We start from the raw sequence: 14558 nt of genomic DNA, 5'->3' as shown, positions 1-14558 counted from the left end.
CCTGACCGCATGGCCGGCGCATGCAGATGCGCCGGCCGTTTCCATTTCAACGCGCCGCGTTGCGCGACACCCGTTTTTCGACCGACAGCATGACAGCTCGCCCCGCGTTTCCGTCTCCCGATGCCGCCGGCACGCCCGCGCCGCGTGCCCCTTCCCGCCTGCTGCGCCGCGCCGCATTCGTGCTCGGCACGGCCGCGATCGGCTATGGCGCGTTCGCTATCGCGTTTCCCGCGCGGGTACCCGCGGCGATCGGCGCCTTGGTCGCCGACTGGACCGGCGCGAACCCGCACCCGGTCGTGCTGCAACGGCCCGCCGTGCAGCCGCTGTCGGCGGTCGCCCAGCTCGGGCGCGCGCTGTTCCACGATCCGTCGCTGTCGGCGTCGGGCAAGCAGTCGTGTGCGTCGTGTCACAGCCCCGATCATGCGTACGGCCCGCCGAATGCGCTCGACGTGCAGCCGGGCGGCCTCGCGATGACGCAGCAGGGCTATCGTCCGCCGCCGTCGCTGATGTATCTGTACCGCCAGCCGAATTTCAGCATCGGCCCCGATGCCGGGGAAAACGACGCCGCGCCGAGCGTCGCGCAGCAGGCCACGGCGGCGGCCGGTGTCGTCAAGGCGCAGAAGGTGGCCGGCACGTCGGCCGCGCCTCAGCTCGTGCCGCAGGGCGGGCTGTTCTGGGACGGCCGCGCCGATACGCTGCAGCAACAGGCGTTCGGCCCGCTGCTGAATCCGGTCGAAATGGCGAACGCGAGCATCGACGACGTCGCGCACAAGCTCGCGCAGTCATCGCATCGCGCGCAACTGGAACAATTGTTCGGCGCGCGCGTATTCGACAGCCCGCAGCTCGCGGTGTCGGAGGCGATGTTCGCGATCGCGCGCTATCAGGTCGAGGATCCCTCCTTCCATCCGTACGACAGCAAGTACGACCGCTGGCTCGAAGGCCGCGCGCGTCTCACGCAGGCCGAACTGCGCGGGCTGCGCCTGTTCAACGATCCGGACAAGGCGAATTGCGCGGGCTGCCACTTGTCGAAACCCGGCAAGGACGGGCTGCCGCCGATGTTTACCGACTACCAGTACGAGGCGCTCGGCGCGCCGCGCAACCGCGCGCTCGCGCAGAACCGCAACCCCGCGTTCTACGATCTCGGCGTGTGCGGGCCGTTCCGCGACGACCTGAAGGACCAGACCCAGTACTGCGGGATGTTCCTGACGCCGACGCTGCGCAATTCGGCGACGCGCCACGTGTTCTTCCACAACGGCGTGTTCCACACGCTCGACGAGGTGATGGCGTTCTACAACGAGCGCAGCATCTCGCCGCAGAAGTTTTATTCGCGCGGCGCGGACGGCAAGGTCGACGAATACGACGACATTCCGCCGAAATATCGCGCGAACGTCGACGTGACCGATGCACCTTTCGATCGCAAGCCCGGCGACAAGCCCGCGATGACGGCGCAGGACATCAAGGATATCGAAGCGTTTCTCGGCACGCTGACGGACGCGCCGGCGCAGCACTGAGCGCTTGCCGGGGGGCGTGCCGCGTCAGCGGCGCGCTGCATCAGCAATTCGATCCGGACGCTCGAATAGCGTCGGCGAAACGGCACGCGGCGCGCCGTTGCATCGCGCAACGGCGTTCGATCGCTACTGCGGCTTTGGCGGATGCTCGGCCCGGTAGGTACGATTCTGGCGCGATACGAGTTGCTTCGCCGCGGCGTCCAGTTCCTTGCCGTGATACAGATCGATGCACTTCAGGAAGTCGAACTTCACATCCGCGACTTCCGATTCGACAACCGGATTCCGGTAATCGCGAGCCAGATACTTCGCGACCAGCGCGTGAATGACGTCCGGCGCACGTTCCATGTCGTAGTAGGTCCAGTCGCGCAACGCACGGGTACTGCTGCCGATGTCCTTGCTCACGCCGGGCGTCTGCTCGTATGCGGTAGCCAGACACTCCGCGAGCGCCATGTCCTTGAAGTTCTGGAGGTAAGTGCGTGAACCGGCCCCGGGCGACACCTGTCCGGCGTCCTTCGCCACGACCATCGCAGGTTGAAACGCGAGGCACGCCAACGCCGCAGCGATCCGGACTCCCCTCATGACAGGCTCCAAAAATTTGCGCGATCGGTACGATACCGCGTGCCCGGTTCGTTGAAGTAACAATGGTCGTAACATGTCCGCCCGTTGAACAGCGTGGCGTGCCCCTGTGCATCGCTCCACCCCGACACCTCGAACAGAATGACGCCCTGTCGACCGGCAAGTGGCCCTCCGTTCGCCGGCGGATATTTGACGCCCTCAGCCTTTCCCCATCGTTGCTCGAGAAAACGGATCAAGTCCCTGACACGAAAAAAGTATTGCCGATTGCCTCTGCCCGACACCGTTTGTTCGGGGATTCTCGGCATCACCATACCGGCTTCACTCAGGATATAACTCATCCTCACCGCGCATGTGTTGCTCCATCGCTCTGTCGAATTCGGACTGTTGACGTTCTTCTCGACGTATCCACCTATCACTTTCGCGACGCGTTCACCGGAATTTGCCGGGTCGTAGATTCGCTGGGATGCCCGCCCACGCAATGGCAAATGGCGGTCGTTTCACTTTGTTGGCTCCTTGTCGTTGAAATGAATCCGACTCGAGGAACGCATCGAAAACTCGCGACAGCTCTCCGAGTATCTTCGAGTCCTCGAATCAGGGGGCATGATGCGCGATTGAAATATTTTTGTAAGGATGGCGACTTTCCCGACGCCGATCCTCCCTCTGCTTCACCCCCTCGTTTTCCCCGATCCCGTTCGACTTGACTCCTGCGCCCCGATCGACAAAACTTCGCCCATCGCGAGTGTGATCACAGATCGCAGATCAAACCCAGGAGAACCCGCCTTGCCGCCTCGTATCGTCCCGCCCGCACTGAAAGCCATCGAACAGGAAACGATGGCCGACAAGGTCTACCTGCAATTGCGCGAAGCGCTGATGAGCGGCCGCTTCGCGCCTGGTCAGGCACTGAGCCTGCGCAGCGTCGCGGAGGCGGTCGGCTCGTCGACGATGCCCGTGCGCGCCGCACTCACGCGGCTGCGCGCCGAACGCGCACTGGTCGACGGCCCGAATCGGGCGCTCGTCGTCCCGCCGATGACGCTCGACACGCTCGACGAGCTGCGCGACGTGCGGATCGCGCTCGAAGGCTGCATCGCCGAGCGCGCATGCGCCCGAATGACCGATACGCAGATCGCGGCCGTGCGCAAGACCTGCGAGACGATGCAGGCGCACGTCGAGGCCGGCCGCTCGCGCGCCTACCTGCAAAGCAATTTTGCGTTCCACAGCGCGATCTACGCGCACGGCGCCAGCGAAAACACGCTCGCGATCGTCGAGAACCTGTGGATGCGCGTCGGCCCGTTCCTCAACATGGTCGCGCTCGACATCCCGCACATGCGGCGCTCGATGGACGCGCACCGCGCGATCGTCGATGCGCTCGAACGGCGCGACGGCGCCGGCGTGCGAGCCGGCATCGCGCTAGACATCGGCGGGGCCGCACACGATCTCGCCGAGACGCTGCGGGCCGAACAGACGCCGCGAACCGCGAACGCGAAGCCGTAGCGGCCGCTTGCCACGGCCGGCCTTTGCACGAGCGGCCGGCCACCCCCACTAGATCAACGATGGAGACAACCCGGCATGACAGCTTCCGACCTGCTGAAACCCTATGACGGCCTGCGCGTCCTCGTGACCGGCGGCGCGTCGGGCATCGGTCTCGAAATCGCCGACGCGTTCGCCGAATGCGGCGCGCGCGTGCACGTGTGCGATGCGTCGCAAGCCGCGATCGCGGCGCTCGCCGATCGGCCGCCGCACGCCGCGACGAGCGCGATCAGCGCAACGTTGGCCGACGTATCCGATCCGGCGGCGGTCGACCGTGTGTTCGCCGACATATCGGCCACGCTCGGCGGCCTCGACGTGCTGGTCAACAACGCGGGCATCGCCGGCCCGACCGGCGGTATCGACGAAATCGACCCCGCTCAATGGGAACAAACGGTCGCGATCAACCTGAATGCGCAATTCCAGTTCGCGCGCCGCGCGGTGCCGCTGCTGCGCGAATCGAAACACGGCGGCGCGATCATTGCGCTGTCGTCGGTTGCCGGCCGGCTCGGCTACGCGTTCCGCACGCCGTATGCGGCCACCAAATGGGCGGTAGTCGGCCTCGTGAAGAGCCTCGCGATCGAACTCGGGCCGCTCGGCATCCGCGTGAACGCGATCCAGCCCGGCATCGTGCGCGGCCCGCGGATGCGCCGCGTGATCGAGGCGCGTGCACAGCAGCTCGGCATCGGCTACGACGAGATGGAGAAGCGCTATCTCGAGAAGATCTCGCTGCGGCGCATGACCGATCCGGCCGAGATCGCCGCGACCGCGCTGTTCCTGTGCTCGCCGGGCGGACACGGGATCACCGGGCAGGCGATCTCCGTCTGCGGCAACGTCGAAGTGCTCTGACGCCTCCTGCATCGCTCGTCGAAAGGAATCCATCCATGGCAAACGCTCGCAAAGTCATCATCACCTGTGCGCCGACCGGCGCGATCCACACGCCGTCGATGTCGCCGTACCTGCCCGTGACGCCGCACGAAATCGAAACGGCCGCGGTCGCGGCCGCGCAGGCCGGCGCGGCGATCCTCCACTTGCACGCACGCAACCCGTCCGACGGCAAACCGACGCAGGATCCGGCCGTGTTCGCCGAATTCCTGCCGCGCATCAAGGCGCAGACCGACGCGGTGATCAACCTCACGTCGGGCGGCAGCCCGCACATGACGGTCGACGAACGGCTGCAGCCCGCGCTGCATTTCCAGCCCGAGGTCGCGTCGTTGAACATGGGGTCGATGAACTTCGGGCTGTACCCGATGCTCGAGCGCTTCCGCGAGCTGAAGCATCCGTGGGAGCGCGAACATCTCGAGAAAAGCCGCGATCTCGTGTTCAAGAACACATTCGCCGACATCGAGACGATCCTCACGCGCTGCGGCGCGAACGGCACGCGTTTCGAATTCGAGTGCTACGACATCTCGCATCTGTACAACCTCGCGCACTTCGTCGATCGCGGGCTGGCGAAGCCGCCGTTCTTCGTGCAAAGCGTGTTCGGCCTGCTCGGCGGGATCGGCGCGCATCCGGAGGACCTGATGCACATGCGCCGGACGGCCGACCGTCTGTTCGGCAGCGATTACGTGTGGTCGATCCTCGGCGCCGGGCGCAACCAGATTCCGCTCGCGACGATCGGCGCGGCGCAGGGTGCGAACGTACGCGTCGGGCTCGAGGATTCGCTGTGGATCGCGCCGGGCAAGCTCGCGGAATCGAGCGCCGCGCAAGTCCTGAAAATGCGTCAGGTGCTCGAAGGCCTGTCGCTCGAGATCGCGACGCCGGCCGAGGCGCGCGCGATGCTCGCACTCAAGGGCGGCGACGCGGTGAATTTCTGAATTTCTCAGCGCCGGCTCGCGCCCGCAACACCCGTATCCGCAAGCGCAGTGACGAGGCGCCGGCCCGAGCCGGCCGGCGCCAGGACGCCCTTCATCGCCCCGCTCCGTTCGAGCGCCGCCGGCGCGGCTCCGTCGTCTGCCCATTCGCTGCCTGCACCGCAGCGGCATCTGCCGAACGCGGCGCGCCGTGCTTGCCGTGCGCGCCGGTTCGCCCTTACCGGAGTCGTCCGCATGTCCACTCATCACGCTCAGACCCTGTCGTCCGCCGCCGGCGACGCGAACGCGTCGCTGAACCGGCTGCTGTTCCGCAAACTCATGCCGCTGCTGATCGCCGCGTATGTGATCAGTTTTCTCGACCGCACCAATATCGCGTTCGCCAAACATTCGATGGGCGTCGATCTCGGCATTTCATCGGCCGCGTATGGGCTCGGCGCGGGGCTGTTCTTTCTCACCTACGCGCTCTTCGAAATCCCGAGCAACCTGATCATGCATCGCGTCGGCGCGCGCTTCTGGATCACGCGGATCATGATCACGTGGGGCGCGCTGTCGGTCGCGATGGCGTTCGTCGGCGGCGAGACGTCGTTCTACGTGATGCGCCTGCTGCTCGGCGTGGCCGAAGCCGGCCTGTTTCCCGGCGTGATGTTGTATTTGACGTACTGGTTCGGCCGCGAGGAGCGTGCACGCGCCACCGGCTATTTCCTGCTCGGCGTGTGCATCGCCAACATCGTCGGCGGGCCGCTGGCCGGCGCGCTGATCGAGCTCGACGGCACGCTCGGTTTCCACGGCTGGCAATGGCTGTTCGTCGTCGAAGGCATTCCGGCGATCCTGCTCGCGTTCGTCGTCTGGACGCGCTTGCCGGATCGGCCGAGCGCCGCGCCGTGGCTCGCCCCGGAAACCAGCCGCGCGCTCGAGCGCAGGCTGGCCGCCGAACAGGACGCGGGCATCGCCGCGCACGGCGGCCACGCGTTCGGCGCCGCACTGCGCGATCCGCAGATCTGGCTCGCGATTTTCGTGTACTTCTGCCACCAGTTGACCATCTATACGGTGATCTTCTTCCTGCCCGGCATCATCGGCGCATCGGGGCGCCTCTCGCCGGTCGCGGTCGGGTTGCTGACGTCGCTGCCCTGGCTCGCCGCCGCGCTCGGGGCCGGGACGCTGCCGCGCTTCGCACGCGGGTCGCACCACTCGCGCCGCATGCTGTGTGCGGGGCTGGTGGTCATGGCGGCCGGGATGATCGGCGCCGCGCATGCGTCGCCGTTGGCGGGACTGCTCTGCGTGTGCGTGGCTGCGTCCATGTTCTTCGTCGTGCAGTCGATCGTGTTCACGTTTCCGGCTTCGCGGCTCGCCGGCAGCGCGCTGGCCGGCGGGCTCGGGCTCGTGAATACGTGCGGGTTGCTCGGCGGCTTCGTCGGGCCGACCGTCATCGGCGCGATCGAGCAGGCGACCGGCAATGCGAAGAACGGGCTGACGCTGCTGGCGGCCGCACTCGTCGTCGCGGCATGTGCGAGCCTCGCGTTGCGTCACGGGCACGAGCGCGCCGACGTGCGCTCGCGCGACTGAAGGCGGACGAAACTCGAGCCGGCGGGATGCGGGCACGTCGCCGCCGGCATCCCGCCTCGCTTCGTCAGAACAGATACATCCCCGCGACGAACACCACACCCGAGAACAACAGCGTCGTCACGCAATAGCCCATGATGTCGCGCACGCCGAGCCCCGCGATCGCCAGCGCGGGCAGCGCCCAGAACGGCTGCGCCATGTTGGTCCACGCCTCGCCGTACGCGATCGCCATGGCCGCCTTGCCGAGATCGGCGCCGAGCGCCTGCGCGGCCGGCATCACGAACGGCCCCTGCACGACCCAGTGGCCGCCGCCCGACGGCACCGCGAAATTGATCACGGCCGAACTCAGGAACGCGAGCAGTGGGAACGTGTGGACGTTCGCGATATCGACGAACCATTTCGTGATCACGCCCGCGAGCCCGGAGTGATCCATCAACGCCTGGATGCCCGCGTAGAACGGGAACTGGATCATGATCCCGGACGCGCCGCGCGCCGCGCCGGCCACCGCGCGCGCATAGGCCATCGGCGTCCGGTGCAGCAGGATGCCGGCCGCGAGGAACGCGAGGTTCACCGTGTCGATGTCGAGCGCGAAGCCCTTCTGCGCGAAACGCAGCACGAGGAACGCCGCGCACAGCGCCGCGACGACGATCGAGAGCACGCGGCTCTCCTCCATCCGTTCCGCGAACGTCGCGTCGGGCGCGAGCTTGCGCTCGACGCTCGGCGGCTCGGCAAGCAACGCCGGATCGACGCTGACGACCTCGCCCGGCTTAGGCATCATCATCCGTGCGAGAAACGGCAGCATCACGATCAACCCGATCGTGATGAACGCGTTGTAGCCGGTGAAGATCGTGTCGGACACCGGAATCAAGCCGATGGTCTTTTCCATCGGATTGCCTTTCGTGGCCGCGACGAGCGGGACCGAACCCGACAGCCCGCCGTGCCAGCTCAGGAAGCCCATGTAGGCGGACGCGACGAGCAGCCGGTAGTCGCTGCCGGCCACGCGGCGCGCCACTTCGCGCGCCAGCATCGCGCGCCAGCATCGCGCCGAGCACGAGGCCGAAGCCCCAGTTGATCGCGCAGGCCAGCGCGCCGACGAACGCGACGAGCATCACGCCCTGCCCGGGCGTGCGCGCGGCGCTGGCGAGCGCGACGAGCAGGCGCCGCACGGGCGGCGAACTCGCGAGCGCGTGGCCCGTCACGAGGATCATGACCATCTGCATCGAAAACGCGAGCAGGTTCCAGAAGCCTGAACCCCACATCGTCGTGAGTTGCACGGGCGTGTTCGGTGTGAGCCCGAACGCGAGCGCGAACGTGACGATCGTCAGCAGGATCGCGAAAATCAACGGGTCGGGCAACACGCGGTGAACCACCTGCGTGAAGAAGCGGGAAATGCGCTGGATCAACTTGAGCTCCTCGTTTCCTGATAGGGACATCCGCGCGTATCGTTGTTGGTTGAGGCGCGGAAACGCGCGGATTCTTGCACAGAACCGTATTGCTTGCGTCGATGCCCCTGTCGGGAATCGGGTCGGTCGACTTCGGCAGGCTATCGAATTCGTTACATGGCCGCGACCGGCTCCGAAGCCGGGGCAGCCGAGTGACGAACGCCAATGGTGCGTATCGCTGCAGACTGGAATTCATGAAGGACGTGCGCATGCAAAAGCGCCCGCCTGACTGCGGATCAGGCGGGCGCTTCATGCGGCGATATTCGTCTCGTCGTGTGTCTCGCGAATCTCGACGGGTCAGCGAATCAAGGCTCCCAACGCCCGCGCTCCATCGCTTCCTCCATCATTCCGAGTGTCAGTGACCGCCCCCCCAGCGTCTCTCTCGCCTCTGGGTTGAACGGGGATTTGACGACCGTCGTGAGAAACGAACCGAGGCCGAGCTTCGCGAACGGATAGTAATAATGGAGGTCGAACGCGGACAAATCGACGCCGAACGTCGCACCCCATTGCCGAATGATTCTGTCGATGTCGTTCGGTTCGAGGTCGAGATCGTGATAAAGATCCGTGTCTCGCGACAGTTCGATGCGATCGATCCGGAGCCTTGCGACGTCAGTCGCGATGAACGCTTCGAGGCGTTTCCATGTGTCAGCCATATAAGCGATCCTCGGGCTTCACCATGCTGTTGTACGCGCCGATCGTACGATAAGTGATCAACGCGACGTCCGTCGCCAGGATCGCCCAACCGACTCCGGGAACCGCCCGCCCGACGAATGCGCCGATATTCTGCGTCAACTTGATGCGCAACATGATCAGGCTTCTGAATGAGGTAACGGTCTGCAAAATCCGGTGCTTCAATTCGTATGGCAGCAGCCGACGCGAAACGACGGACGCGATGGACGTGCCCTTGACCGCGTTCGCGAACTTGCCTCGCGTCGGGATAAAGCGCTGACCCAACAGTACCATCGCGACGCCGACCGCATCATCTACCCCCAACGCCTTGCCAGTCTCTTCGATAAAGATCAGGAAGAACAATGCATCGCGGCTCAAACCCTCGTGAATGCCGTATCTGTACGTGCTCGCCATTTTTTCTCTGATAGCTTGAATTTGAACGAGCAGAAAAGGCTAGCGTGAGTGGCGAAGGCGAAACAACGGGCTCACCGGTAGATTGCCGCGACAAGCGTCTGTCCGGATGTGATTGGCGGATCTCGTGCAGATCCTGTGAAGTACCGCGTGGCTCGCGCTTCCGACTGCCGCAGCCTCGTCGTTGCGCACGAATGCACCACGGCGGCGACAGGCATTTGAACGGATACAGAGTGTCAATTTTCAGCGGATCGTCCACCTTCAGGCCGCTCATGCATATCAACGCCCCACCGTCGCCGACGTACTCGCGGTCGCAACCATGCGCCCCCGCCGCTCCGCCAGCCGCTGCGCGAACCGGTACGCGACGAGCGACCCCGCCACGGCCAGCAGCATCGGCACGAGGCTGTCGTGATTCGCGCGCGTGAATTCGAGCAGCAGCACGACGGCCGTGATCGGCATCTGCATCGACGCGGCGAGAAACGCGGTCGCGCCGATCAGCGCGTATCCGCCGAGCGATGCGCCGGGCCACACGATGCTCCATAGTCCGCCGAGCACGACACCGAGCAGCGCGCCGTTCGCGAGTCCCGGCGTCAGCAGACCGCCTTCCGCGCCGGCCCGCAGGCTGCCGGCCTCGATCAGCACCTTCAGCACGAGCAGCGCCGCCGCGAGACCGATAGTCAGCGTGCCGTCGAAACTGAGCGACGCCGGGCCCTTGCCGTTGCCGAGCAGTTGCGGAAACCTCGTCGCGAGCACGCCGACCGCCGCGAAGTTGAGCAGCGCGAACACCGGCAGCCGCCAGTCCTTCGGCGCGTTCGCCCGCGCGCGGGTGGTGAGCCGCACGAAACCGTACGCGGCGACGCCGAACAGCGGCCCGCAGACGATCGACCATGCGACGAGCGGTGTGCTCGGCACGAACGCCGGCACCGTGTACTGGTGTTCGTTGCCGAGACCGATCCATGCGACGATCGCCGCGATCGCGGACGTCACGATCGCCACGACCAGCGCACGCCACTCGAACGTGCCGAGCAGCATCTCGAGCACGAAGATCGCGCCGCCGAGCGGCACGTTGTAGACGGCCGCGAGCCCCGCGCCGGCGCCACACGCGACCATCAGCCGGCAGTCGTCGGGCGTGAGCCCCGCCGCATGGGCAAACCGCCCGGCGAGCAGCGCACCGATCTCGCGCGGTGCGACTTCGCGGCCGAGCGGCGAGCCGAGCGCGACGGTGACGATCTGCAGCAGCGCATGGACCGTCGTGCTGACGAACGGCATCCGCGGATCGGCCGCGCGCACCGCGCGGCGGATGCCGACGAGTGGCCGGCCGTATCGGTAAAGCGCCCACCAGCCGCCGCCGGCGACGATCCCGCAGACCACCAGCACCGCGAGCCGGCGCAGCGGCTCGGCCCCGGTCACACCGCTGAGGAAGCTCTTGGCCCCGATCGCGTGCGCGACGTCGTAGCCGTACGCGACGTGCTGGATCGCATGCAGCATCAACGCGAGCAGCATGCCGCCGAGACCCGCGCCGATGCCGGTCAGGATCGTGACGACGGCCATGCGCGCGAATGGGCTGGCGGGCGACGGCGAAGCAGCAGGAGCGGACGGAAAATCGAGGCGCATGGGGGCGGCGAACGGGATCGGAAAGACGGCGCGCACCGTGCACGCCGTCGTCAGGACCGCATCGTAGGCCCGCGCTCATCATGAGACAAACGTATTTTTATAATCAACTCATGCATCGAATGCATGAACACGCCGACGGCCCGCGATGACCGCCTGCCGCGTCAGTCCGGATAGGTCAGGCGCTCCGGCTCGCGCCGCATGATGACCTTCCCGTGGCGCATCGACAGCGTGGCCTTCGCCTGCGTGCGCACGGCTTCGTAGTCGCTGTCCGCGTCGAGCACGACGAGATTCGCCGGACGCCCGACCGCGATGCCGTACCCGTCGCCGAGGTGCATCGCCGTCGCGCTATGGTCGGTCACGAAGTCGAGGCAGCGCTGCAGATCCTGATAACCCATCATGTGGCAGATATGGAGGCCCGCATCGAGCACGCGCAGGATGTTGCCGTTGCCGAGCGGATACCACGGATCCTTGATCGAATCCTGCCCGAAGCACACGTTGAGCCCGGCTCGGTCGAGCTCCGCGACGCGCGTGACCCCGCGCCGCTTCGGAAACGTGTCGAAGCGCCCCTGCAGATGGATGCTCTCGGTCGGGCACGAGATGAAATTCAGCCCCGCCCGCTTCAGCAGCCGGAACAGCTTCGAGCAATACGCGTTGTCGTACGAACCCATCGCGGTGGTGTGGCTCGCGGTGACGCGTGCGCCCATGCCGCGCACGCGCGCCTCTTCCGCGAGCACTTCGAGAAAGCGCGAATGCGGATCGTCGGTCTCGTCGCAGTGCACGTCGACGAGGCAGCCCGTGCGTTCCGCGAGATCCATCAGGAAGCGGATCGAGCTGACGCCCTGCTCCCGCGTGTTCTCGAAATGCGGAATCCCGCCGACGACGTCCGCGCCGAGCTCGATCGCCTGCGCCATCAGCGCGCGGCCGCCGTCGAACGATTCGATGCCCTCCTGCGGGAACGCGACGATCTGCAGGTCGATCAGCCCGCGCGCCTCGTCCTTCACCTCCAGCATCGCCTTCAGCGCGGCGAGCGTCGGATCGGTCACGTCGACGTGCGTGCGCACGTGCTGGATCCCGTGATCGCGCAGCATGCCGATCGCCGCATGCGCGCGCGCCTTCGTGTCCTCATGCGTGATCGTCGCCTTGCGCTCGGCCCAGCGCTCGATGCCCTCGAACAGCGTGCCGCTCATGTTCCACGCGGGCTCGCCGGCCGTCAGCACGGCATCGAGGTGGATATGCGGTTCGACGAGCGGCGGAATCGCGAGGCGGCCGCCGCCGTCGATATGGTCCGGGTTCGTCGACGCGATCGGCGCGGTCTGCGCATCGATGCGCGCGATCCTGCCGGCATCGATGCCGATCGTGAACAGGCCGTCGCGGCCGCGCAAGCGTACGTTGAACAGGTTCATGGAGAGGCCTCTTGTCGTATGCGTGAACACGACCGCGCGATCTGCGTCGGCGGCCGTGCGGTCCGGACGACCAGTATGGAGGAAAGCGGCGACGCGCACACGTGCCGCGCATGTTGCATCGACACGACAGCCGGGCCGCGCCGGACCGAAGCCGCGTGCCGGCCGCCGGCAGGAACCGCCGGCCCGGCGCGCACGCGCGTCGTCGTGTCGGTTTTGTGAACGACTCTTGCGGGATCAGGAACGGTGCGCTCGCGGCCGCTGCGTCCTTGCGCGTGCCGCGCATTCCTATACTTGCGCCGAACTTTGGTTTCCAGTCCCACACGCAGGAGCTTCACGATGAAAAAAAACCTGATCGCCGGCGCATGCGCCGGCGCCCTGTTCGCGCCGCTCGCCCACGCGCAAAGCTCGGTCACGCTGTACGGCCTGATCGACGCCGGCATCGCCTATACCAACAACGTGAACGGCGCGTCGCAATGGCGCATGACGACCGGCACGATCAACGGCAGTCGCTTCGGCCTGCGCGGCGCCGAGGATCTCGGCGGCGGCCTGAAGGCGTTGTTCGTGCTCGAAAACGGCTTCAACGCGAACAACGGCGGGCTCGGCCAGGACGGCAAGCTGTTCGGCCGCCACGCGTACGTCGGCCTGAGCCGCGCCGGCTACGGCACGCTGACGCTCGGCCGCCAGTACGACACGATGGTCGACTTCGTCGCGCCGTTGTCGGCGACGTCGGGCGATTTCGGCGATACGGGCTTCGCGCATCCGTTCGACAATGACAACCTGAACCATTCGCTGCGCATCAACAACGCAATCAAGTACACGAGCGACACGATCGCGGGCTTCAAGGTCGGCGCGCTGTACGCGTTCTCCAACTCGGCGAACTTCGGCGCGAACCGCGCATACAGCGTGGCCGCGAGCTACACGAACGGCCCGCTGAAGCTGGCCGGCGCCTACCTGCAGATGAACGGCACGAAGGGCTCGACGAGCGCGAGCCCCGGCGCGACCGATTCGGCCGAAGCGAAGAGCTTGAACCAAGGCGGCTGGTCGATCGGCTCGGACCGCATGCGCACCTACGGCGGCGGCGCCAGCTATGTATTCGGCCCGGTGACCGCCGGCTTCGTCTACACGCGCTCGCAGTACGACAACACGGGCTCGTTCGGCTCCAGCGGCCAGATCGCGTTCAACAACTACGACGTGAACGTGCGCTATGCGGTCACGCCGGCCGTCAGCGTCGGCGCGGCCTATGTCTATACGGACGCCAGCGTGTCGAATCCCGACAGCAAGCACGGAGCCGACCCGAAATGGCATCAGGTCGATCTGCAGGCCGTGTACAAGCTGTCGCGCCGCACCGACCTGTACGCGGAAGCGATGTTCCAGCATGCGTCGGGCCGCGGCTATCAGGCGTTCATCAATACGTCGGGTGGCGCATCGAGCACGGCGAACCAGGTGGTCGGCACGATCGGGATGCGCACGCGGTTCTGATCGGCGTCGCGCGACGTCGTCCCTCTGCACGGCGCCCGTCTGCACGGCGCCCGTGTTCGCACACGGGTTCGATCGCCGCGGGCGACGCCGTCAATGTTGTTCCTTCTGGAACGCAGCCCTCCTGGAATCAGGGTGTTTGCGCGTGGCAGCGCTGCGTAGACTGACGTCGAAGGTCGAAGCCGCGCGGCGCGCGCGGCGCCGGCCGCCTACCCCGTACCAGGAGAATCTCGTGAAATCGCTCGTCGTTACCGCCGCCGCTGCCGTCCTGCTTGCCGCACCGGCCCTGTCGTTCGCCCAGCAGGCAAAGTCGCCCGTCACGCGCGCGCAGGTACTGCAGGAGCTGATCGATCTCGAATCGGTCGGCTACAACCCGGCGCGCGGCGAAGTCGGCAACTATCCGGACGACATCCTCGCGGCGCAGGAGCGACTGCAGGCGAGACGTCTCGCCGAGCGGAAAGCGACGCAGGCCGCGTACGGCCCGGCCGGCGAGCCGGCAACCGAATCGGGCGCGGCGGCCAGGCCCGCGCCGTGACGGCGCGCGTCGCTCGCATCGCGCAT

At 66.5% G+C, this 14558-nt stretch carries 13 protein-coding genes and 1 pseudogene; 7 read left to right on the top strand and 7 right to left on the bottom strand.

Annotated features, from left to right (window positions below; all coding sequences use genetic code 11):
* Positions 1-89 precede the first annotated feature (89 nt).
* Complete coding sequence (locus WS61_RS27515; RefSeq protein WP_059505494.1) at positions 90-1511, top strand: cytochrome-c peroxidase; 1422 nt, start codon at positions 90-92, stop codon at positions 1509-1511.
* Positions 1512-1634: 123 nt separating this feature from the next.
* Here WS61_RS27515 and WS61_RS27510 read toward each other — a convergent pair whose 3' ends face one another.
* Together WS61_RS27510 and WS61_RS34290 are read right to left on the bottom strand one after the other, a co-directional pair.
* Positions 1635-2087: a type VI secretion system amidase immunity protein Tai4 gene (locus WS61_RS27510; protein WP_059505193.1), complete on the bottom strand. Its 453-nt coding sequence runs from the start codon at positions 2085-2087 to the stop codon at positions 1635-1637.
* Complete coding sequence (locus WS61_RS34290; protein WP_257127372.1) at positions 2084-2422, bottom strand: type VI secretion system amidase effector protein Tae4; 339 nt, start codon at positions 2420-2422, stop codon at positions 2084-2086. Before WS61_RS34290 ends, WS61_RS27510 begins: the two co-directional genes overlap by 4 nt.
* 442 nt (positions 2423-2864) lie before the next feature.
* Between WS61_RS34290 and WS61_RS27505 the strand changes: the two genes are divergently transcribed.
* The 4 genes from WS61_RS27505 (at position 2865) to WS61_RS27490 (ending at position 6985) form a co-directional block, all read left to right on the top strand.
* A complete protein-coding gene (locus tag WS61_RS27505; protein ID WP_059505192.1) occupies positions 2865-3575 on the top strand; it encodes a GntR family transcriptional regulator in 711 nt (236 codons plus the stop codon).
* 75 nt (positions 3576-3650) lie between these two features.
* Complete coding sequence (locus WS61_RS27500) at positions 3651-4457, top strand: SDR family oxidoreductase (protein WP_059505190.1); 807 nt, start codon at positions 3651-3653, stop codon at positions 4455-4457.
* Between the two features lie 35 nt (positions 4458-4492).
* Positions 4493-5425: a 3-keto-5-aminohexanoate cleavage protein gene (locus tag WS61_RS27495; RefSeq protein WP_006482842.1), complete on the top strand. Its 933-nt coding sequence runs from the start codon at positions 4493-4495 to the stop codon at positions 5423-5425.
* A 231-nt stretch (positions 5426-5656) separates the two neighbouring features.
* On the top strand, positions 5657-6985 hold the full coding sequence (locus tag WS61_RS27490; RefSeq protein ID WP_059505189.1) for an MFS transporter: 1329 nt from the start codon (positions 5657-5659) through the stop codon (positions 6983-6985).
* Positions 6986-7049: 64 nt separating this feature from the next.
* On the opposite strand, the pseudogene WS61_RS27485 reads toward WS61_RS27490, so the two are convergent.
* From WS61_RS27485 to codA, 5 genes and pseudogenes are all read right to left on the bottom strand, one after another.
* A pseudogene (locus tag WS61_RS27485) lies at positions 7050-8385 on the bottom strand (TIGR00366 family protein).
* 344 nt (positions 8386-8729) lie between these two features.
* On the bottom strand, positions 8730-9077 hold the full coding sequence (locus WS61_RS27480) for a DUF1493 family protein (protein ID WP_059505187.1): 348 nt from the start codon (positions 9075-9077) through the stop codon (positions 8730-8732).
* On the bottom strand, positions 9070-9507 hold the full coding sequence (locus WS61_RS27475; protein ID WP_059505185.1) for an STM2901 family protein: 438 nt from the start codon (positions 9505-9507) through the stop codon (positions 9070-9072). Before WS61_RS27475 ends, WS61_RS27480 begins: the two co-directional genes overlap by 8 nt.
* A gap of 276 nt (positions 9508-9783) precedes the next feature.
* On the bottom strand, positions 9784-11118 hold the full coding sequence (locus WS61_RS27470) for a chloride channel protein (RefSeq protein ID WP_059505183.1): 1335 nt from the start codon (positions 11116-11118) through the stop codon (positions 9784-9786).
* A 161-nt stretch (positions 11119-11279) separates the two neighbouring features.
* Positions 11280-12521 carry a cytosine deaminase gene (gene codA, locus WS61_RS27465; RefSeq protein WP_059505181.1) on the bottom strand — a complete coding sequence of 414 codons (1242 nt, stop codon included), beginning with the start codon at positions 12519-12521 and terminating at the stop codon, positions 11280-11282.
* Between the two features lie 336 nt (positions 12522-12857).
* Here codA and WS61_RS27455 point away from each other — a divergent pair, with 336 nt between their 5' ends.
* Together WS61_RS27455 and WS61_RS27450 are read left to right on the top strand one after the other, a co-directional pair.
* Entirely contained in the window at positions 12858-14000 is a 1143-nt protein-coding gene (locus WS61_RS27455; RefSeq protein ID WP_059505176.1) for a porin, read from the top strand.
* Positions 14001-14229: 229 nt separating this feature from the next.
* Positions 14230-14532, top strand: coding sequence for a DUF4148 domain-containing protein (locus WS61_RS27450; protein WP_059505492.1), 303 nt, complete (start codon positions 14230-14232; stop codon positions 14530-14532).
* The last annotated feature ends 26 nt before the right edge of the window (positions 14533-14558 follow it).

Origin of the sequence: Burkholderia sp. ABCPW 11 (assembly GCF_001523445.1) — a bacterium.
In the GTDB taxonomy this organism is placed as follows: domain Bacteria; phylum Pseudomonadota; class Gammaproteobacteria; order Burkholderiales; family Burkholderiaceae; genus Burkholderia.
Note: the sequence above shows the minus strand (reverse complement) of the source record. Positions and strands in the feature narration are given on the sequence as shown.